23 protein-coding genes are annotated in these 19,331 nt (G+C 33.3%); 15 read left to right on the top strand and 8 right to left on the bottom strand.

Going from position 1 to position 19,331, the window contains the following annotated elements:
- Window positions 1–13 precede the first annotated feature (13 nt).
- Window positions 14–787: a Cof-type HAD-IIB family hydrolase gene (locus CN692_RS03585; RefSeq protein WP_098117727.1), complete on the top strand. Its 774-nt coding sequence runs from the start codon at window positions 14–16 to the stop codon at window positions 785–787.
- Window positions 788–934: 147 nt separating this feature from the next.
- Here the strand turns inward: CN692_RS03585 and def are convergent, their stop codons facing one another.
- Together def and CN692_RS03575 are read right to left on the bottom strand one after the other, a co-directional pair.
- A complete protein-coding gene (def, locus tag CN692_RS03580) occupies window positions 935–1,495 on the bottom strand; it encodes a peptide deformylase (protein ID WP_098117725.1) in 561 nt (186 codons plus the stop codon).
- A gap of 190 nt (window positions 1,496–1,685) precedes the next feature.
- Complete coding sequence (locus CN692_RS03575) at window positions 1,686–1,820, bottom strand: YjcZ family sporulation protein (protein WP_098117723.1); 135 nt, start codon at window positions 1,818–1,820, stop codon at window positions 1,686–1,688.
- A 163-nt stretch (window positions 1,821–1,983) separates the two neighbouring features.
- Here CN692_RS03575 and CN692_RS03570 point away from each other — a divergent pair, with 163 nt between their 5' ends.
- The 6 genes from CN692_RS03570 to CN692_RS03545 all read left to right on the top strand — a co-directional run bounded on the left by CN692_RS03570 (window position 1,984) and on the right by CN692_RS03545 (window position 8,943).
- Window positions 1,984–2,631: a YkyA family protein gene (locus CN692_RS03570; protein ID WP_179865543.1), complete on the top strand. Its 648-nt coding sequence runs from the start codon at window positions 1,984–1,986 to the stop codon at window positions 2,629–2,631.
- Window positions 2,632–3,095: 464 nt separating this feature from the next.
- Window positions 3,096–4,175: a pyruvate dehydrogenase (acetyl-transferring) E1 component subunit alpha gene (gene pdhA, locus CN692_RS03565; RefSeq protein WP_257131710.1), complete on the top strand. Its 1,080-nt coding sequence runs from the start codon at window positions 3,096–3,098 to the stop codon at window positions 4,173–4,175.
- A gap of 3 nt (window positions 4,176–4,178) precedes the next feature.
- Window positions 4,179–5,156, top strand: a complete 978-nt coding sequence (locus tag CN692_RS03560) for an alpha-ketoacid dehydrogenase subunit beta (RefSeq protein WP_098117721.1) — start codon at window positions 4,179–4,181, stop codon at window positions 5,154–5,156.
- 126 nt (window positions 5,157–5,282) lie between these two features.
- The gene (locus tag CN692_RS03555) at window positions 5,283–6,635 is read left to right on the top strand and encodes a dihydrolipoamide acetyltransferase family protein (RefSeq protein ID WP_098117779.1); all 1,353 of its coding nucleotides are present in this window, start codon (window positions 5,283–5,285) and stop codon (window positions 6,633–6,635) included.
- A gap of 5 nt (window positions 6,636–6,640) precedes the next feature.
- Entirely contained in the window at window positions 6,641–8,053 is a 1,413-nt protein-coding gene (gene lpdA / locus CN692_RS03550; RefSeq protein ID WP_098117720.1) for a dihydrolipoyl dehydrogenase, read from the top strand.
- Window positions 8,054–8,703: 650 nt separating this feature from the next.
- On the top strand, window positions 8,704–8,943 hold the full coding sequence (locus CN692_RS03545; protein ID WP_257131703.1) for a hypothetical protein: 240 nt from the start codon (window positions 8,704–8,706) through the stop codon (window positions 8,941–8,943).
- Window position 8,944: 1 nt separating this feature from the next.
- Here CN692_RS03545 and CN692_RS03540 read toward each other — a convergent pair whose 3' ends face one another.
- Window positions 8,945–9,340 (bottom strand): DUF1885 family protein, encoded by a 396-nt coding sequence (locus tag CN692_RS03540; RefSeq protein WP_098117718.1) that lies wholly within the window; start codon window positions 9,338–9,340, stop codon window positions 8,945–8,947.
- Window positions 9,341–9,500: 160 nt separating this feature from the next.
- On the opposite strand from CN692_RS03540, the gene CN692_RS03535 reads away from it, so the two are divergent.
- Both CN692_RS03535 and CN692_RS03530 read left to right on the top strand, forming a co-directional pair.
- Window positions 9,501–9,794: a DUF3055 domain-containing protein gene (locus CN692_RS03535; protein WP_098117716.1), complete on the top strand. Its 294-nt coding sequence runs from the start codon at window positions 9,501–9,503 to the stop codon at window positions 9,792–9,794.
- Window positions 9,795–9,960: 166 nt separating this feature from the next.
- On the top strand, window positions 9,961–10,080 hold the full coding sequence (locus CN692_RS03530) for a GapA-binding peptide SR1P (RefSeq protein ID WP_098117715.1): 120 nt from the start codon (window positions 9,961–9,963) through the stop codon (window positions 10,078–10,080).
- Between the two features lie 383 nt (window positions 10,081–10,463).
- Here CN692_RS03530 and CN692_RS03525 read toward each other — a convergent pair whose 3' ends face one another.
- Both CN692_RS03525 and CN692_RS03520 read right to left on the bottom strand, forming a co-directional pair.
- Window positions 10,464–11,288 carry a protein-glutamine gamma-glutamyltransferase gene (locus tag CN692_RS03525; RefSeq protein ID WP_257131711.1) on the bottom strand — a complete coding sequence of 275 codons (825 nt, stop codon included), beginning with the start codon at window positions 11,286–11,288 and terminating at the stop codon, window positions 10,464–10,466.
- 185 nt (window positions 11,289–11,473) lie between these two features.
- Complete coding sequence (locus tag CN692_RS03520; RefSeq protein ID WP_098117712.1) at window positions 11,474–12,925, bottom strand: aminotransferase class I/II-fold pyridoxal phosphate-dependent enzyme; 1,452 nt, start codon at window positions 12,923–12,925, stop codon at window positions 11,474–11,476.
- 276 nt (window positions 12,926–13,201) lie between these two features.
- On the opposite strand from CN692_RS03520, the gene CN692_RS03515 reads away from it, so the two are divergent.
- On the top strand, window positions 13,202–13,480 hold the full coding sequence (locus CN692_RS03515; protein ID WP_098117711.1) for a UPF0223 family protein: 279 nt from the start codon (window positions 13,202–13,204) through the stop codon (window positions 13,478–13,480).
- Window positions 13,481–13,667: 187 nt separating this feature from the next.
- On the opposite strand, the gene CN692_RS03510 is transcribed toward CN692_RS03515, so the two are convergent.
- A complete protein-coding gene (locus CN692_RS03510) occupies window positions 13,668–14,297 on the bottom strand; it encodes a YktB family protein (protein ID WP_098117710.1) in 630 nt (209 codons plus the stop codon).
- A 195-nt stretch (window positions 14,298–14,492) separates the two neighbouring features.
- Between CN692_RS03510 and CN692_RS03505 the strand changes: the two genes are divergently transcribed.
- Window positions 14,493–14,681, top strand: a complete 189-nt coding sequence (locus CN692_RS03505; RefSeq protein WP_098117709.1) for a hypothetical protein — start codon at window positions 14,493–14,495, stop codon at window positions 14,679–14,681.
- A 214-nt stretch (window positions 14,682–14,895) separates the two neighbouring features.
- Window positions 14,896–15,696 carry an inositol monophosphatase family protein gene (locus tag CN692_RS03500; protein ID WP_098117708.1) on the top strand — a complete coding sequence of 267 codons (801 nt, stop codon included), beginning with the start codon at window positions 14,896–14,898 and terminating at the stop codon, window positions 15,694–15,696.
- A 19-nt stretch (window positions 15,697–15,715) separates the two neighbouring features.
- On the opposite strand, the gene CN692_RS03495 is transcribed toward CN692_RS03500, so the two are convergent.
- On the bottom strand, window positions 15,716–15,901 hold the full coding sequence (locus CN692_RS03495; RefSeq protein WP_098117706.1) for a DUF5325 family protein: 186 nt from the start codon (window positions 15,899–15,901) through the stop codon (window positions 15,716–15,718).
- A gap of 201 nt (window positions 15,902–16,102) precedes the next feature.
- Between CN692_RS03495 and typA the strand changes: the two genes are divergently transcribed.
- The 3 genes from typA to CN692_RS03480 all read left to right on the top strand — a co-directional run bounded on the left by typA (window position 16,103) and on the right by CN692_RS03480 (window position 18,651).
- Window positions 16,103–17,947: a translational GTPase TypA gene (gene typA, locus CN692_RS03490; protein ID WP_179865545.1), complete on the top strand. Its 1,845-nt coding sequence runs from the start codon at window positions 16,103–16,105 to the stop codon at window positions 17,945–17,947.
- Between the two features lie 84 nt (window positions 17,948–18,031).
- The gene (locus tag CN692_RS03485; RefSeq protein ID WP_216854188.1) at window positions 18,032–18,349 is read left to right on the top strand and encodes a YlaH-like family protein; all 318 of its coding nucleotides are present in this window, start codon (window positions 18,032–18,034) and stop codon (window positions 18,347–18,349) included.
- 29 nt (window positions 18,350–18,378) lie between these two features.
- Window positions 18,379–18,651 (top strand): hypothetical protein, encoded by a 273-nt coding sequence (locus CN692_RS03480; RefSeq protein ID WP_098117703.1) that lies wholly within the window; start codon window positions 18,379–18,381, stop codon window positions 18,649–18,651.
- Window positions 18,652–19,083: 432 nt separating this feature from the next.
- Here CN692_RS03480 and CN692_RS03475 read toward each other — a convergent pair whose 3' ends face one another.
- Window positions 19,084–19,284, bottom strand: coding sequence for a YlaI family protein (locus tag CN692_RS03475; RefSeq protein ID WP_098117702.1), 201 nt, complete (start codon window positions 19,282–19,284; stop codon window positions 19,084–19,086).
- Between the last annotated feature and the right edge of the window lie 47 nt (window positions 19,285–19,331).

Genomic DNA, 19,331 nt, shown 5'->3' with positions numbered 1-19,331 from the left:
AGGAGAGTAAGATATGACTAAACCAATTGTTTTTTTCGATATAGATGGAACGATATTAAATCATGATAAAGAAATTCCAGAAAGTACAAAGAAAGCTATTTCAGAACTACAAAATAAAGATATTCATGTTGGGATCGCTACTGGTCGTGCACCATTTATGTTTAAAGAAATTCGTGAAGAATTAAACATAAATACTTTTGTTAGTTTAAATGGACAATATGCTGAATTTGAAGGTGAAAGAATTCACAGCCATGCATTAAATGAAGAACAACTTCATCTATTTACTCAAAAAGCAAAAGAGCTTGATATTCCGCTTATTTATTTAAACAATGAGACGATGAGAGCATCGACAGATACGAATCTCCATATTAAAGAAGCGATGGCTACAATTAAAATGGTTCATCCTGAAATACAACATGATTTTTATCAAAATCGTGAAATTTATCAAGTGTTATTATTTTGCGAAGAGCATAAAGAATCTTTATTAACAGATGGTTTTAATCAGTTTAATTTCATTCGTTGGCATGATTACTCATCAGATGTCTTACCAATCGGTGGATCAAAAGCAAATGGAATTTTACAAATGGTAAATCATCTTGGGTTTGATATGCAAAATGTATTCGCATTTGGTGATGGATTAAACGACCTAGAAATGATTGAAAAGGTCGGCACTGGTATTGCTATGGGGAACGCAGTAGAACCTCTTAAAAAGCTAGCAAATCATATTACAACGAATGTTGATGAAGACGGTATTTTAAACGGTTTAAAATGGGCAGGATTGCTTTAATAAAAATGGGATGTCTTAATGACATCCTCTTTTTTTATTGAAAAACCCGCAAGAATGTCTTTAATAGGCTTTAACAATATTTTTTATACATAAATAGGGGCCACCTAATTGTCAGTTAGCTGACTTTTAGGACGACCCCTGTTTTTTTTATGAATTTCTCTCTAAGGGTGCTGCACCTTCTGGAGGAGAGAATGGATTCGTTTTATTTATATGATCATAGAACATTACACCATTTAAATGGTCAATTTCATGCTGGAAGCAAATTGCTGGTAAACCTTTTAAACGGATTTTCACTTCACCAAGTCTAGTGTCAAAACCACTAACAGTGATTCTTGCATAACGAGGAACATATCCAGGAACATCACGATCAACTGATAGACAACCTTCACCACCGGATAAGTAAACTTGTTCTACAGAGTGGCTAATAATTTTTGGATTTAATAAAGCATAACTAAATAAATTGCCCTGTTGGTCAGTTACATGAACACCAATCGCTCTTTTTAAAATGCCTATTTGTGGTGCTGCTAAACCAATACCTGAACGTAATCCGTATTCTGTAGCAATTTCTGGGTTTTGGCTATTAATAACATACTCTAATAATGAATTAGCTAAATTTATATCATCAACCGATGGTGGTAAAATTACTTCGCTCGATACTTCCCTTAATCTAGGGTCGCCCTCTCGAATTATATTTGTCATTGTAATCAAATGAACTTCACTCCTTCATTTTTTCAAAAAATAAATATGTACTATTGACTAGTATTATTAGTTTAGTCTAACAAATCTTTTTTAAATTGTCAGTAAAGGGGCGAAGATTGAAATTGAAAAAGGAGCGATATAAAATCGCTCCTAAAGTTTGTGGTTATACATTTAATAATAGAGGCTGTGTTAGTGTGAATTATAAAACGAAAGCTGCACCAACGATAATTAATAAAATGAATAGAACAACGATTAATGCGAAACCACCGTAACCGCATCCGCATCCGCCGCCATAACCAGGGTATCCACCTTTTCCGTATCCGTAACCGTACATATAATAACCTCCCTTTAAACTGTTTCCGCATATAGCGGATACTACAAATTATGAAAAAGTACATAAAGTGTGTGGGTATGTGACCATATTATTTTTGAGGACGTATAAAAAGTATGAAAAGATGCAATATGAAACTAATCATGACAAAAAATTGGGTGGAATTATGTATAAAAAAATCTATTCTTTATTTCTTATAGTAAGTCTTTTATTAATCTTTTGTATGGGCTGTACTTCTCAAGCAAATCAAAGAAAATTAGTTATAAATAAATTAAGTGAAATTGCGAAAATGGAGCAAAAGTTTCAAAAAGCTGGTGAGAAAATCCAAAAATTAGAAATTAAAGAGCTGGAGTATTATGAAAAAATTTATTTATATAAAATTAATGAAGTAAATAAAAGACAAGAGTCGGCTAAACTTGCGATTAATTTATTAAATGAGCGGAAAGAAGGAGTAAAAGAGGAGTCAAAATTAATTCACGATATAGACATAAAAATTGAAGAACTTCAAACAATAAACATTGAAACTAAAGATGAAAAGTTTCGCAATGAAGTAAATAACTTCATTAAAACCTGGAGAGACAGAACAAATTTATACGATAAATTGAATTCGAAATATAAAGAAGCGATTGAAACAGATCTTTCAATTTATCAGTTATTATCTCAGAAAAAAGTTGATTTAAAAAATGTTAAGAGTAAGACAAAGAATACAAATAAGAACTATAAAGATGTCATTAAATATAATGATCAATTAAATCTTTATACTCAAAAATTAAATGATCTACAAAAAGACATATATGAAAAATATGGTAAATAAATGGAATTACCTAGATATATTCAATAAAAATCGTTGTAGTACAGTTTGGAATTTACGATAAAAAATTTAAGTTATTAGCTATTTAAGTATAATTTTAAAGAGTTTCTGTTATTGTATAACAGATTGCTGTTTCAAAGGTAGTACAGGGTAAGAAAAATGAGAAAAGTTTTCCGAAAAATCATGAATAAAATAATACAACAAAATATTTGACGTGTTTGTGAACGTGTTATAAACTGTACTAGTGTTCAATGTTGTACTAGTGTAATACACAAATCGTATAAGTACAGTTTTTAATTATAAGTTTTCATTACTTGTAATTATTCCTAAGAAAATACACATGATGGATATAGTAAATAAATCCTCGATAATTAAAGAAGGGTGTGGGTTAAGTGGCAACTACTACTAAGAAAGTAGATGGAAAGGAAACAAAAGAAATGAAGAATACACAAACTGTTTCTGAATTAATGAATCATATGCTTCAATTTGGTGATTCAGTTGGAACTCTTCAAATTTTAAACGAAGAGGGCGAAATCGTTAACGAAGCAGCGATGCCAGAATTATCTGATGAAAAATTAAAAGAATTAATGAAGCGTATGGTATGGACTCGTGTCCTTGATCAACGTTCTATTTCATTAAACAGACAAGGTCGTTTAGGTTTCTACGCTCCTACTGCTGGACAAGAAGCTTCTCAATTAGCAAGTCAATTTGCTCTTGAAAAAGAAGACTTTATCCTACCTGGTTACCGTGATGTGCCTCAAATGATTTGGCACGGTTTACCATTATATAAAGCATTTTTATGGTCACGTGGACATTTCGTTGGAAGTCAAATTCCTCAAGATGTTAACGTAATTTTCCCTCAAATTATTATTGGTGCTCAAATTATTCAAGCTGCTGGTGTTGCGCTTGGTATGAAATTAAAAGGTAAAAACTCTGTTGCTATTACATATACAGGTGACGGTGGTTCTTCTCAAGGTGATTTCTACGAAGGATTAAACTTTGCTGGTGCTTATAACGCTCCTGCAATTTTCATTGTACAAAATAACAGATACGCAATCTCAACTCCAGTTTCTAAGCAATCAAAAGCTAGAACAATTGCTCAAAAAGCAATCGCAGTAGGTATTGCAGGTATTCAAGTTGATGGTATGGATCCTTTAGCAGTTTATGCAGCTACTTCTGAAGCTCGTAAACGTGCAGTAAATGGTGAAGGTCCAACGTTAATCGAAACTTTAACATTCCGTTATGGTCCACATACAATGGCTGGTGATGATCCAACTCGTTACCGTACAAAAGATACTGAAAATGAGTGGGAAGCAAAAGATCCAATCGTTCGTTTCCGTAAGTTCTTAGAGAAAAAAGGTCTATGGACTGAAGAAGAAGAAAATGCAATTATCGAAGAAGCAAAAGAAGCGATTAAAGATGGCATTAAACTTGCTGACCAAGAACCAAAACAAAAAGTTACTGATTTAATGGAAAATATGTTCGAAACTAAAACAAGTAATATTGAAGAGCAATATGCAATTTTCAAAGAGAAGGAGTCGAAGTAAGTCATGGCGCAAATGACAATGATTCAAGCTATCACAGATGCATTACGCGTTGAAATGAAAAACGATCCTACTGTAATCGTATTCGGTGAGGACGTTGGAGTAAACGGTGGTGTATTCCGTGCAACTGAAGGTTTACAAGCAGATTTCGGCGAAGAGCGTGTATTCGATACACCACTTGCTGAATCAGGAATTGGTGGACTAGCAATCGGTCTTGGTATTGAAGGCTTCCGTCCAGTAGCAGAAATTCAATTCTTCGGATTCTTATTCGAAATCATGGACTCAATCGCAGGCCAAGCTGCTCGTATGCGTTACCGTACAAGTGGTCGTTTTACTTCTCCAATTACTTTCCGTTCACCATTTGGTGGTGGGGTTCATACTCCAGAAATGCACGCGGATAGTTTAGAAGGATTAATGGCTCAAACTCCAGGTTTAAAAGTAGTTATTCCTTCAACACCTAAAGATGCGAAAGGTCTTTTAATTTCATCTATTCGTGATAATGATCCAGTTATCTATTTAGAGCACATGAAATTATATCGTTCATTCCGTGAAGATGTACCTGAAGGTGAGTACACAATCGAATTAGGTAAAGCTGATGTTAAACGTGAAGGTAAAGACGTTTCTGTATTTGCTTACGGTGCAATGGTTCACACTGCATTAAAAGCTGCAGAAGAATTAGAAAAAGAAGGTGTATCAGTAGAAGTTGTTGACTTACGTACTATTCACCCATTAGATACTGCTGCAATCGTTGCGTCTGTTGAGAAAACTGGCCGTGCAGTTGTTGTACAAGAAGCACAAAAACAAGCTGGTATTGCTGCAAATATTGTTGCTGAAATTAATGATCGTTGTATCCTTTCATTAGAAGCACCAGTTGTACGTATTACTGCAGCTGACACTGTATACCCATTCTCAGAAGCAGAAACTGTTTGGTTACCAAACCATAAAGATGTAGTTGAAGGTATTCAAAAAGTTTTAAACTTCTAATGATTATTTAACAAAAATAGAGAAAGGTATTTGATGAATTCATCAATACCTTTCTTACATTATAGATAGATAAAATTTAAAAATTAATTTAATTTTGTTCGGAGGTAGAAATCTGTGTCAAACTCAGTGGCAAGTCTATTTGAATTTAGATTACCAGATATCGGTGAAGGTATTCACGAAGGTGAAATTGTAAAATGGTTTATTAAAGCAGGCGACGAAGTAAATGAAGATGATATCATTTGTGAAGTACAAAACGATAAATCAGTAGTAGAAATTCCATCACCTGTTAAAGGTAAAGTATTAGAAGTATTAGTTTCAGAAGGAACAGTTGCAGTTGTAGGTGACGTATTAGTACGTTTAGATGCTCCTGGTTATGAAAACATTAGCTTTAAAGGTCAACATGCTGAAGAAGCTCCAGCAACTACTCCAGTACCAGAAGCTGCTGAAGCAGTTCAAGCAAAAGTACAAGAATCTTATGAGCAAGCTGAACCAAAAACAGATGCTGCACCACTTTCACCAGTTGCTGCAATTGAGCCAAAAGCTCATGTAATTGCAATGCCATCTGTACGTAAATATGCTCGTGAGAAAAATGTTGATTTACGCATTGTTCCAGGTTCAGGTAAAAATGGCCGTGTAACTAAAAATGACGTAGATGCATTCTTATTAGGTGGAGTAGCACCAGCTGCTGCTGCACAAACTGAGGTTGCTGTTGAAGTTGTAACTGAAACTCCAGCTACTCAAGAAGCTCCAAAAGCTATGCCAATTCCAGAAGGTGCATACCCTGAAACTCGTGAAAAAATGAGTGGAATTCGTAAAGCAATCGCTAAAGCAATGGTTAACTCTAAACACACTGCTCCACACGTTACATTAATGGATGAAGTAGATGTAGCAAAACTAGTTGCTAGCCGTAAAAAATATAAAGATGTTGCAGCTGCACAAGGTATCAAATTAACATTCTTACCTTATGTTGTTAAAGCTTTAACTTCTGCATTACGTAAATTCCCAGCATTAAATACATCAATCGATGATGCTACTAGCGAAATCGTACACAAACATTACTATAACATCGGTATCGCTGCAGACACTGATAAAGGTTTATTAGTACCTGTTGTTAAAGATGCTGATCGTAAAGCTATCTTCTCAATTTCTGCTGAAATTAACGAGTTAGCTACAAAAGCACGTGATGGTAAATTAGCTCCTGCAGAAATGAAAGGCGCAACTTGCACAATCACAAATATTGGTTCAGCTGGTGGACAATGGTTTACTCCAGTTATTAACCACCCTGAAGTTGCTATTTTAGGTATTGGTCGTATCGCTGAGAAACCAGTAGTTATTAATGGAGAAATCGTAGCAGCTCCAGTATTAGCGTTATCATTAAGCTTTGACCACCGTATTATCGATGGTGCAACAGCTCAAAACGCTTTAAACCACATTAAACGATTATTAAATGATCCAGAATTATTATTAATGGAGGCGTAAGATAAATGGTAGTAGGAGATTTTGCAATTGAACTAGATACGGTCGTTATCGGTGCCGGTCCTGGTGGTTATGTTGCAGCAATTCGTGCAGCACAACTTGGACAAAAAGTTGCGGTAGTTGAAAGAGGAAATCTTGGAGGAGTATGTTTAAACGTAGGTTGTATTCCTTCAAAAGCATTAATTACAGCTGGTCATCGTTATGAGACTGCTATGCATTCTGAAGATATCGGTATTACAGCTGAAAATGTAAAAGTTGATTTTACAAAAGTTCAAGCTTGGAAAAGCAGTGTTGTTAATAAATTAACTGGCGGTGTAGCTGGTTTATTAAAAGGAAACAAAGTTGAAGTAATTAAAGGTGAAGCTTACTTTAATGATGCAAACACACTTCGTGTTATTACAGAAGACTCAGCTCAAACATATACATTTAACAATGCGATCATCGCAACAGGTTCAACTCCAATCGAAATCCCAGGATTCAAATGGAGTAACCGTGTAATCGATTCAACTGGTGCATTAAACTTACCAGAAATTCCAAAGAAATTAGTTGTTATTGGTGGCGGCTATATCGGTATGGAATTAGGTACAGCTTATGCTAACTTCGGTACTCACGTAACAATTCTTGAAGCTGGTGATGAAATCTTAAATGGTTTCGAAAAATCAATGAGCTCAATTGTAAAACGTGGATTAAAGAAAAAAGGCAATGTTGATATCGAAACAAAAGCATTCGGTAAAGGTGTTGTAGAAACTGCTGATGGCGTTACTGTTAAATTTGAATCAAATGGCGAAATGAAAGAAATCGAAGCTGATTACGTATTAGTAACAGTTGGACGTTTCCCTAACTCTCGCGATATGGGCTTAGAAAATGTTGGTGTTGAAATTAACGAACGTGGTGTAATTACAACTGACAAACAAGCTCGTACAACAGTTAAAAATATTTTTGCAATTGGTGATGTAATTGCTGGACCTCCATTAGCTCACAAAGCTTCTTATGAAGGTAAAGTAGCTGCTGAAGCAATTAGCGGTATGCCTAGTCAAATTGAATACTTAGCAATCCCTGCAGTAGTATTCACTGATCCAGAACTAGCAACTGTTGGTTATACTAAAAAACAAGCGGACGAAGAAGGATTAGCTGTAAATGTTGCAAAATTCCCATTCGGTGGAAATGGTCGCGCATTATCACTTAATTCAACTGACGGATTCGTACAATTAGTTTCTCGTAAAGAAGATGGAGTACTAGTTGGTGCTCAAGTTGCAGGTGTAAATGCTTCAGATATCATTTCTGAACTAGGCCTTGCAATTGAAGCTTGCATGAGCGTTGAGGATATTGCTCAAACAATTCATGCTCACCCAACATTAGGTGAAATCTCAATGGAAGCTGCTGAATTAGCGATGGGTCATCCAATCCACGTTCTAAAGTAATGCTTCTAAAAATAATATAAAAAGAAGACCTTCATTAATTGGAGGTCTTCTTTTTTTGTTAGAAATATGTTTTTTAACGAGAGTTTGTAAAAAATTAACTAGTAAAGAGTTTTAGTTAAAACCCAATTCTTGTGCGAGATAGTCCCGTACATGTACGTAAGCCAAGAATATCTGGTCCGATACATGCTTCTCCACTGAGATAAAGTACAGGTAGATTTTCAATTGCGAATTCTAAAACTAGTTCGGCCTATAAAGCTTGAGAAGTTATTTTGATAGCTTTAAATGATAGTTTGAGATGGGATGATGATGATTATGATTGGCAATCCTACTGTTGAATTAAATGATATGTTTCACTTAACGAAAAATAGTAATAAAACTCTTTCTCGTATTCTTTTATGTAGAAGGGCTTGATGGGAGTGGACAGTGCTCGACACCTATTGGAATTGAGGGGAGGTTAAAGAGACAAATGGCCCGCTATAGGTCAAGGTTTCGCACCATGAAAATTGAATATCCTTAAGTGAAAATTATCATCATTCAATTGCCTGGATCCTCTTTATTAGATAGGAGGTTTTTTTGCATGATTAAGGCATGTCTAGCATAACTTTTAGAAAACACTTCTAGTAATTGATGATTGAATGGTGGGAGTATAGATGAGGAAACAATTAATCGTATTAATGATCCATCAATTTTTTTGGGTAGGTTTTTCATTTGTATTGTTATTGTCTAAAAGAGATCAAGTTTATTCGAAAGTCATTTTGTTTATAGTCTTTTTCTACCAGCTGTATTTAATTGCAAAATATGTTGGGAATACAAGAAAAGCAAGTATTGTTATTACTTGCTTTTACGCTTCGATCTTTTTCTTTTGTCAAGCAATCGTTAAATTATTTTAAATTATCTTTTATAAAAATACATGATTCGTTTGTTAAATAGTTCAAGCTTTGCTTCAATTTTTTGAGCTAAATATCTGCAAAGTTCATTTGCTTTACCTTTATCTCCATAAGTTGAGTTTGGTAATAGTGTAATCACTATGTTTTTATTGTCTTGAATTGAAACAACAAAATGTTTATAGCGTGAATCTTCACTTTGTAAATAAAGAGCATCTTGGTCATCTAATTTTTTATTGGAAATAGAATAAGGAAATGAAGCCCTTTCATAATTCCAGTCAACTTGTTGACCGATTTTAGTAGAAGATTGTATGTAATCATTTATTAAAGTATTTAATAATTCTAAGTTTGCTTCTTCGTATTTTGATTTATCCACTAATTGAATAGTAGCTTGTTGAACCATTTTTATATTTCCCCCTAAGACGTTTTTTGAGAAAAACATCACTTTTAATCATTTTTATCATAACATTATTTCAAATTTTTAGACAAGTATTCGGTATTAATTTAAATTTTTCTTCATATGTATTAATTTACAACACTTAAGAAGAGGAGTGGGTGATACTATGTTTGAAAAACTATATGATGATCATGAAAATGCAAGAGTAAGATTTGTAGGGTTTGTCGCTCATGATGTACGATACGATATTGGCATTGTATATACGAACATGTTCTTTGGGAAGCCACTCGTCATTTGTATGCAATCAAGGCAATGTATCGTATTAGATCGCCAAGATGTATCGTTTCCTAATCAATTAAAATTTTTGTGTAAACTAAAAACAGAAGAAGAAGCAATGCAGCTTGCAGATTATTTAGCCGACTGGCTTCCGTCACCAAGTATAGAGGAGAGTTATGAATAAAAAATAAATGTGTTATACTAATTAAAACATTTACACGTTCCCAAACCTTTTGAATAATGTGGTATTAGAAAAATAAAGTTATACTTATTTACCTGTTGCGTAAATAAGTATAACACTTTATAATGAAATCAGTTGATTAATACAACATTATGAAAGGGGTTACATCATGGGAACGTTCGTGTGCAAATGTTGTGATAAAACAGTAGGTCATTTTGAGGATGAAAAAGTAACAACACTTTATGTAAAAGATTGCGAAGAGTGTCAATCAGCAGAAAATGAAGGTTGATAAATAATAATATAAAATTAATGTCTATGAGTCGAACTAAAAAGGCATTTATATAATGAAGCAAAACCCACAAGGAGGTATTTTTTTCTTGTGGGTTTTTATGTATTTATCTTCTTAATAATAGGCAATTACTATTAATCTTTTAAAATTAAGTAAAATTTTATGATATTTCAATGAGACTTACGGCTTTACCTATGAAATTAATCACTATTTCATCGTGATTAGGCTTTTATCAACGGAATTTATCAAGATATCAACGAGAATTATGCTTNNTTATCAATAAAGTTCACAATGTGTTCGTTTGTCCGTGTCGTACTTTTATAAACGTAAATAAAAAAGGCTACTCAAAAGTCCTTTGACTTAAAAGTCGCCATTTTTATTAATTATGCAATTTGAGTTTGATCTCCAATTCTTGCTGTTACTACATCAGATGAAACTTCTCGCGTTTTAACTGGTATCAATTTTGAATTGTCTTTTAAATATTGAGCCATTTCATTAGAGTCAATTCTTGTATTCAAATTTGTTAAATAAGCAGAAACCATTGCAAAAGGATATCTATGCATATTTAAATGGTAAATGATTTCTCGAAGCCCCCGTATGCCGATTCCGTGCCCATAATAATAATCACTACCCATACATACTGTGTTTTCCCCTTGCCATTCTGGAGTCATTGGATCGACTTCTGGATTTTTTATATAAACTACATCGCCTGGTGCTGGGCGATCAACTTCAGCCGTTAATATAGCTAATTTAGGGTCATAATTCCAAGTGTATAAGTAAAAACCGTTATCGAAAATTTGGTCAAAAATTTCATAGCCGTATAAATCTAATAGGGCCTTGTAAAAGACCATTATGATTGCAGTAGCACATTCAGTTGCATAAAATTGTCCGTTTCGAAATATATCATAAATTCCCATTGAAGCTCTTATGCCTGGCCTAAGTCTGAATCCTCCCATTGGTGTACGAATCCAAAACATTGGATTACAATAAGCTCTTCTAAAAACTCTAAATTGCATACCACTTGTTAAGAGTTCTTTAGACGCCTGAAGGACATAAGTTCGAAGTGTTACATCAAATGATAATTCTTTCTCTGATTTATAAATATGTGACTTTTTACTAGATGTTAAATTAGACAATATTTCTTGATAAAGCTTATTATTTGAGTCTTCGCTATTTTTTAATGAAGCATGAACAATTTTATTATTCACGACTATCAATGAGTCCACATCCTAACATAAAAACAATTTTTAATACGCATCAGTATAATTACCTTACCTATCATATGCCTATATGAGTTAGATGTGATTTATAATACAAAAAAACTAGGTTTCATTTCCTAGTTTTAGTGTGAAGACATATTCTAAAAATCCTTAGTTTCTTTTTGTGAGTTTATTTATTTTAATACCTTTAATGTTAATAATTCTTCATCTTCTGGACCTTGAACAGGTAGTCCTGCTTCAATATTCTTTTTAATATAAACGAGATTTTCAAGTGTAATCTCTTCACCAGGTAAGAAGATTGGAATTCCAGGTGGATAAACCATTACAAACTCAGCGATAATTCTTCCTACAGAATCCTCTAATGGAACAGACTCTGTTTCTGAATAGAATGCATCTCTTGGTGAGACTGCTAAATTTGGAATAGTAGGAATCTCAACATTTAAATTTGTATTACGCTCTGAAATTTCAAATTCAGTTACTAATATTTCAAGTGCGTGTATTAACTGCTGAATATCTTCTTCGCTGTCTCCAGGAGTTAAAATGCAAAGAACACTATACAAATCAGACATTTCTACTTCAATATTAAAACGCTCTCTTAACCAAACTTCAACATCATGACCAGTAATACCTAATTTTTTTACACTTATTAATAACTTGGTAGGATCAAAATTGAATGTTGCTTCATTACCAACTAAGTCATAACCAGGACAATATAGACCATTTATTGAATTAATTTTATTTCGTGCATTATTTGCTAGTCTAATAGTGTTTGTAAGTAATTCTTCACCAACAGTCGCTAATCTTTTTCTTGCAACATCTAATGAAGCAAGTAATAAATAGGATGTGGACGTAGTTGTCAGCATACTTAAAACAGATTGTACTCTGTGAACATTTACAAGGCCTTCTCTTACATTTAAAATGGAACTTTGAGTCATTGACCCTCCAAGCTTATGTACGCTCGTAGCGGCCATGTCAGCCCCTGCTTGCATCGCAGACATTGGTAATTCATTATGGAAATGAATATGTACACCGTGAGCTTCATCAACTAAAACGGCAAGGCCATGTGAATGTGCTAAGTCAACAATGCTTTTTAAGTCAGCTACAAATCCAAAGTATGTAGGGTTAATGACTAGAACTGCTTTAGCATCTGGATTATTTAATATAGCCTCTTTAACTGCATTTGTTGTAATACCGTGAGAAATACCTAATTCACTATCAATTTCAGGATGAACAAATATTGGTGTCGCTCCTGAGAAAATGATTGCGGATAAAACAGATTTATGAACATTTCTTGGTACGATTATTTTATCGCCAGGTCCACAAACACTCATTACCATTGTCATAATAGCACCGCTTGTGCCTTGTACCGAAAAGAAAGTGTGGTCTGCATCGAAAGCTTTAGCTGCAAGATCTTGTGCTTGTTTTATTTTACCTTTTGGATGATGCAAATCATCTAAAGGAGCAATGTTGATTAAATCGATTGATAATGCATTGTCACCAATAAACTCTCTAAAAGTAGGATCCATTCCATTTCCTTTTTTATGTCCAGGAATATGGAATTGAATAGGGTTCTTCTTTGCATGTTCTAATAAAGAAGAAAATAACGGTGTTTCATTTTGTTTCATTTAACATACACCCCATTTAATGAATAATAGTGTTTTTCGGAAGTGATATGTTTGTAAACAATTCAACTGTTTACTCTCATTAAGTTAAAAACTGTCTTACCTTCATTTGAAAAACAAAAAGATTATATCATTCTATGAATTTTCTGTATAGAAAAATATTACAAATTTATGAAATTTTATTCATTGAGATGAAATTATATCAATTTTTAAATAAAGAATGAAATTTGAAAAATGTGTTAAAATGGAATTAATTACATAAAAGTAGGAGTGAATTGAATGGATTACCAATACCCAATTTCATATGATTGGTCAACAAATGAGACAATCGAAGTAATAGCGTTCTACACATCAGTAGAAAAAGCATATGAAAAGGGAGTAGAACGTGAAGAACTAATGACTGCGTATAAACAGTTTAAGTCAATCGTACCTAGCATTGCTGAAGAAAAAAAATTATGTAACGAATTAGAGGAGCTATCGGGCTATTCTGCATATCGAGTAATACAAAAAGCTAAAAAGGGTGCACCTGGCGATAAGATTAAAATGCAATCTAGATAAAACATAATATATTAAAACAAAAATAAAAGCCCATTAAAGGTTTATTAGCTACCTTAAATGGGCTTTAAATGTACATCCCTAGACTTTTGAAATTAATTTCATAATTCGTCCTGTCGAAAAATGTGTAAAGAATGGGCATAGACTTTTGATTTTGACATATGTATAATTAAACAACACTTATATTAATTCATTTTACACTTATATTGTATAATGGAATTAAAGTATTATATGTTTCTATAATACGTTGGATTAGTTCATCCTTTGTAAGTGTAATCGCTTCATCTTTAGGAATCGTTATTCCACAAAGAAATTCAGCTTTTTTTACATCATGAAATCTTTTTATAACCGCACTGAAATCATCTTTTTTCATTTTACTTTTTTGAATTACATCAGGCTTCATGTGATCGTATGAAACAACAAAATCTTTTGGAATTATTTTGTAAAGTTTATTTTTATTTTTTTCAAAATTAATTGCAATCGATTGCTTATTTGGACTTTCGTAAATAATGCCAAAATAGACAAAAAGATGTGTACCCCACAGTCCAAATTGGAAATGAGGAAGCATTTTGTATCCACGATTATTTGTAGCAAACGCAATCCAAGTATCTTTTGGAGGATTCACAGTTCGACGAGCATGCTTAGCGATATGACCAAAAAAAGTTTGATCAGATTGTACATTTAAAAATGGTAATATTTCATCTTCAATTTCTTTAAACTTTGGTTGAATTTCATTTTGTATAGCACTCATTCTAGTTTCTAATGTTGAGTCAGTTGTAAATATTTCAAAATCACTTTCTTTAAAAAAAGTTTGAACCATATTGGAACCCCCTAGCTTTATTTCTCTGATTAGTATACCATGTTTGTCCAAAACAAATGGGTAATATGTTTCTGTATAATTTAGTTACATTATAAGCTTAAATAACATATATTAGTAGCAAGATAAAAATCAGAAAATTTTGTTAATTAACTTTTACAATTTGTTTTGCAACTTATATTCTATGGAGGGATAACGATGAGACAAGTGATTAATGCGTTAAAAAGAACTGATGCTGAAAAGAGAATACCTGTACTTAGATTAGAATTAGATTACGAATTAGCTACTTTATTTGATGCTATGACAGTGAATGACAGTGATGCAATGATTGAATCAAAGAAGAAATTAGAATTATTAAGATTAGAATTAATTCGTCTAGAAGCTTAGCGAATTTTATTTACCGAACCTTTAAATAGGTTCGTTTTTCTGTGTGCACATTCTTCTAAGCGCCCGCCCAATGATTTATCGTATGCCCACCCTCTAAAAAAGTTCCTCAATTAAATAAAAATCATTTCATTAGGTTTTTTTAGGATAAAATTGGTAAACTGATATACAGGACCATAATATAAATAGTTCAGCACGAGAGTTTGGAGTGTTAAAGATGAATGAAGACTGGAAAGAAATTGAACAATTCGCAAGAAACTTGCTTCAAGAGGCAGCTGAAAATATTAAAAGCTCTCTATATGACTCGATTACAATCAATACGAAATCGAATGAAAATGATTTAGTAACAAATAAAGATGAAGAAATTGAAAAATTCTTTTATGAAAAAATAAAAAAGAAGTTTCCGAATCATTACTTGCTCGGTGAAGAAGGCAAAGGCGATGAATTGGATCAAGTAGATGGAATTGTATGGATTCTTGATCCGATTGATGGAACGATGAATTTTGTCCATCAAAAACGTAATTTTGCAATTTCATTAGGTATTTATGAAAACGGAATCGGTAAAATGGGATTTATATTGGATGTAATACATAACGAACTATACTTCGCTAAAAAAGGAGAAGGTGCATTTTTAAACGATGTAGAAATAACTCCTTTGAAAAATATTGTAATCGAAGAGGCTATAGTAGCTGTAAATGCGATTTGGTTAACAAAAAATCGTTATTTAAACCATGAAAAATTAGGAGAGCTTGTTCGTAGAGTTAGAGGAAGTAGATCTTATGGAACTGCTGCGATCGAAATGGTCTATGTTGCAATGGGGCGAATCGATGCATATATTACACCAAGATTATCTCCATGGGATTTTGCTGCGGGTAAGATTATAGTTGAAGAGCTTGGTGGAATATGTACAACGCTAAAAAATGAAAAACTTTCGATATTGAAAAAAAGCTCAGTACTAATAAGTAATCCTTCAATTCAAAAAGAATTAATGAGCGACTACATCGAATTTTTACAATAAAGAAAGAGAAGGTAAGATATTAAAACTTACCTTCTCTTTTTAATTTAGCACGTAATGAAAAACCATAACCAACTAATGAAATTGAAATGATTAGTGAAATGACTGCGCCTATAATACTTAGTTCTGCTAGCATAATACCAACTAGAATTAAGAAGATTACGGATAAAAGTGCTACGCAGAAAAGCCGAAACTTAGTGTTAGACATGATGAATCCTCCTGTTCATATCTTATTTTACTCTCTGTCGAATCGGATGTAAATTTGAAAAAAATAAATATTTAATAAATTTTTATTAATAATTTATATTTTTGATTAAACATTTTATTGATAAATTTCGCCATGCATGTGCTATAATGTTTTAGTTAATAATGAAAACAGATGTGTATACATTTTAGGAGTGAATATATTTTGAAAAAAAGAGAAGATTTACGCAATATCGCAATTATTGCTCACGTTGACCATGGTAAAACAACGTTAGTTGATGAATTATTAAAACAATCAGGTACATTCCGTTCAAACGAAAACGTTAATGAGCGTGCAATGGACTCAAATGATATAGAACGTGAACGTGGAATTACAATTTTAGCTAAAAACACAGCAATTCAATACGAAGGTAAACGTATTAACATCATGGATACACCTGGACACGCCGATTTTGGTGGAGAAGTAGAACGTATCATGAAAATGGTAGATGGTGTTCTTTTAGTAGTTGATGCATATGAAGGATGTATGCCTCAAACTCGTTTCGTACTGAAAAAAGCTTTAGAACAACATTTAACACCAATCGTAGTTGTAAACAAAATTGACCGTGACTTCGCTCGTCCTGATGAAGTAGTAGATGAAGTAATCGATTTATTTATTGAATTAGGTGCAGACGAAGATCAATTAGAATTCCCAGTTGTATTCGCGTCAGCAATCAACGGAACTTCAAGTTTAGAGTCTGATCCTGCTAAACAAGAATCAAATATGAATGCTTTGTTTGATACAATTATTGAGCACATCCCAGCTCCAATTGATAATAGTGAAGAGGGATTACAATTCCAAGTAACATTATTAGACTACAATGACTATGTAGGTCGTATCGGAATCGGTCGTATTTTCCGTGGGACTATGCAAGTTGGTCAATCAGTTGCATTAATGAAGCTTGATGGATCAGTTAAACAATTCCGTATTACGAAAATGTTTGGATTTATTGGATTAAAGCGTATTGAAATCCAAGAAGCAAAAGCTGGTGACCTAGTAGCTGTATCTGGTATGGAAGATATCAACGTTGGTGAAACAGTATGTCCTGCTGAACAACAAGAAGCACTTCCAATCTTACGTATTGATGAGCCAACGCTTCAAATGACTTTCTTAGTTAATAATTCACCTTTTGCTGGTCGTGAAGGTAAATTTGTAACTTCTCGTAAAATTGAAGAAAGATTATTACAAGAACTTCAAACTGACGTAAGTTTACGTGTAGAAAACACAGATTCTCCTGATGTATGGATCGTAAGTGGTCGTGGAGAGCTTCACTTATCAATCTTAATTGAAAATATGCGACGTGAAGGTTATGAGCTTCAAGTTTCAAAACCAGAAGTTATCATTCGTGTAATTGATGGTGTAAGATGTGAGCCAGTTGAGCATGTACAAATTGACGTTCCTGAAGAATATACTGGTTCAATCATGGAATCAATGGGTGCACGTAAAGGTGAAATGAGAGACATGGTTAATAATGGTAGCGGTCAAGTTCGTTTAACATTTATGGTACCAGCTCGTGGATTAATTGGTTACACTACTGAGTTCTTAACATTAACTCGTGGTTATGGAATCATTAACCATTCATTCGATAGCTACCAACCAGCTATTCAAGGTCAAGTTGGTGGACGTCGTCAAGGTGTATTAGTTTCAATGGAAACTGGTAAATCTTCAACTTACGGAATTATGGGTCTTGAAGACCGTGGTGTAATTTTCCTTGAGCCAGGTGTAGATGTATACGACGGTATGATTGTTGGTGAGCACAACCGTGAAAATGATTTATCAGTAAACGTTGTAAAAGTTAAACATGCAACTAACATCCGTTCAGCTAACAAAGACCAAACAACAACAATGAAAAAACCACGTATTATGACGCTTGAAGAATCTTTAGAATACTTAAATGATGATGAGTACTGTGAAGTTACACCAACATCAATTCGTTTACGTAAAAAGCTTCTTGATAAAAACGAGCGTGAGCGTGCAGCGAAAAAGAAAAAATTCGCTGAACAAGAATAATTAAATTTTAAAATAATTATGATATAATAAAACCGACTATTATTTAGTCGGTTTTATTTTGTCATTTAATAGGGGGATATGGATTTGGAAAAAGCTCCAAAGGGATTCGAATTTGTCATCACACAACTAATAAATACAACTCATGATGTACGACTTTCAATGTGGATACTATATGCTCTAATCGTAGTGCTTTGTATTGTAGTATATCATTTAGGATTTGCCAAAAAATTAAGTATCCTTAAAATGCTGGTCATTTATATTTTACTAATGCTTGGATGTAGCTTGCTAACTTTTCTAGCTCTTAGAATACCAATTGTAGAGGCACTACTAGCAAGTGTTTTTGTATTAGGTGTTTATAAGATTCGTCTACATCAATCAAAAAAGAGTAAAGCTACTACATAACGTAACAAGTTATAGAAAGTTGGTATAAGATGAAATCTGTTCAGGACGCTTTATATAATTGGTTAACGATTAAAGTAATTTATGAAGGCAGACCATCTGATGAAGCTGCTAAAGAGACGTATGAGATGTTTGATTCGATTTTAAAAGAGGATCACCAAGTAACAAACGTAAAAATTGATAAAATGGAAGATTTTTATTTAATTACATTTACTCAAGCAGAAAAAGAACGTACAACTCGTTTTCCAATTGAAATGATTGATTGTTTTTTAGATCAAGTAAAAGTAAATCCGGAAAAGTATTAAAAACCTAGATGTTTATCTAGGTTTTTTTTTGTTGTGGAAGCGAAAACCCTAGGCTAGGCCTATGGGTCCAAAAAGCTTACAGCGTGGTATTATAAAAATTTCCCTGAGGTGCTAAACTATTTTTGGTTCGCCAACCAAAATAGCAACAGCTCACCAGTTTTTGAACCAAACTACCCCATTTATGCACAAAGACAGTTACTTCACGAATAAAGTTCATACCTGAATCAATGATGGGCATATTTTTTCATTAGATTGCCATCATAATTCAGCCCTGAAAGGCTTTTATGAACGAAATGCTGTGGTTTATGAACGAAATCCACCGGTTTATGCACGAAACTCACCGTTTTATGAACAAAACTCACTCATTTATGCACAAATACAGCAACTCACAAAAAAAAAGAAACCCAATAGGTTTCTTTTTTCATATTCTGATTACCACTCGTCATTATCCTTTACAGGTTTTAAGAAACGGAACTTTCCTGTTGCAATTCTTTGTTCAGTTTTAATTTTAATTCGATCGTGGCACTCGGAGCATGTATATGTATGGATCGGACGATTTCTTAGTTTTTTAGCAATAGGGGACTCGTCGCTAATTGATTCGCTTTTATCACAAATCATGCATTTAACTCTCATGTGAAATTTCTCTCCTTATATATGTAACTTAAGTTAACATAATTATA

The sequence above is a fragment of the Bacillus sp. AFS002410 genome, assembly GCF_002556365.1.
Taxonomy (GTDB): Bacteria; Bacillota; Bacilli; order Bacillales; family Bacillaceae_G; genus Gottfriedia.
Note: the sequence above shows the minus strand (reverse complement) of the source record. Positions and strands in the feature narration are given on the sequence as shown.

What these genes read in the sequence shown, in the direction of transcription:
- CN692_RS03585 (WP_098117727.1), top strand. Translation starts at nt 14, where the DNA reads ATGACTAAACCAATTGTTTTTTTCGATATAGATGGAACGATATTAAAT.
- CN692_RS03530 (WP_098117715.1), top strand. Translation starts at nt 9,961, where the DNA reads ATGGGAACGTTCGTGTGCAAATGTTGTGATAAAACAGTAGGTCATTTT.
- CN692_RS03570 (WP_179865543.1), top strand. Translation starts at nt 1,984, where the DNA reads ATGTATAAAAAAATCTATTCTTTATTTCTTATAGTAAGTCTTTTATTA.
- CN692_RS03495 (WP_098117706.1), bottom strand. Translation starts at nt 15,901, where the DNA reads ATGTCTAACACTAAGTTTCGGCTTTTCTGCGTAGCACTTTTATCCGTA.
- lpdA (WP_098117720.1), top strand. Translation starts at nt 6,641, where the DNA reads ATGGTAGTAGGAGATTTTGCAATTGAACTAGATACGGTCGTTATCGGT.
- CN692_RS03560 (WP_098117721.1), top strand. Translation starts at nt 4,179, where the DNA reads ATGGCGCAAATGACAATGATTCAAGCTATCACAGATGCATTACGCGTT.
- CN692_RS03515 (WP_098117711.1), top strand. Translation starts at nt 13,202, where the DNA reads ATGGATTACCAATACCCAATTTCATATGATTGGTCAACAAATGAGACA.
- pdhA (WP_257131710.1), top strand. Translation starts at nt 3,096, where the DNA reads ATGAATCATATGCTTCAATTTGGTGATTCAGTTGGAACTCTTCAAATT.
- CN692_RS03475 (WP_098117702.1), bottom strand. Translation starts at nt 19,284, where the DNA reads ATGAGAGTTAAATGCATGATTTGTGATAAAAGCGAATCAATTAGCGAC.
- CN692_RS03535 (WP_098117716.1), top strand. Translation starts at nt 9,501, where the DNA reads ATGTTTGAAAAACTATATGATGATCATGAAAATGCAAGAGTAAGATTT.
- CN692_RS03575 (WP_098117723.1), bottom strand. Translation starts at nt 1,820, where the DNA reads ATGTACGGTTACGGATACGGAAAAGGTGGATACCCTGGTTATGGCGGC.
- CN692_RS03520 (WP_098117712.1), bottom strand. Translation starts at nt 12,925, where the DNA reads ATGAAACAAAATGAAACACCGTTATTTTCTTCTTTATTAGAACATGCA.
- CN692_RS03480 (WP_098117703.1), top strand. Translation starts at nt 18,379, where the DNA reads ATGAAATCTGTTCAGGACGCTTTATATAATTGGTTAACGATTAAAGTA.
- CN692_RS03540 (WP_098117718.1), bottom strand. Translation starts at nt 9,340, where the DNA reads ATGGTTCAACAAGCTACTATTCAATTAGTGGATAAATCAAAATACGAA.
- CN692_RS03500 (WP_098117708.1), top strand. Translation starts at nt 14,896, where the DNA reads ATGAATGAAGACTGGAAAGAAATTGAACAATTCGCAAGAAACTTGCTT.
- CN692_RS03510 (WP_098117710.1), bottom strand. Translation starts at nt 14,297, where the DNA reads ATGGTTCAAACTTTTTTTAAAGAAAGTGATTTTGAAATATTTACAACT.
- CN692_RS03545 (WP_257131703.1), top strand. Translation starts at nt 8,704, where the DNA reads ATGAGGAAACAATTAATCGTATTAATGATCCATCAATTTTTTTGGGTA.
- CN692_RS03505 (WP_098117709.1), top strand. Translation starts at nt 14,493, where the DNA reads ATGAGACAAGTGATTAATGCGTTAAAAAGAACTGATGCTGAAAAGAGA.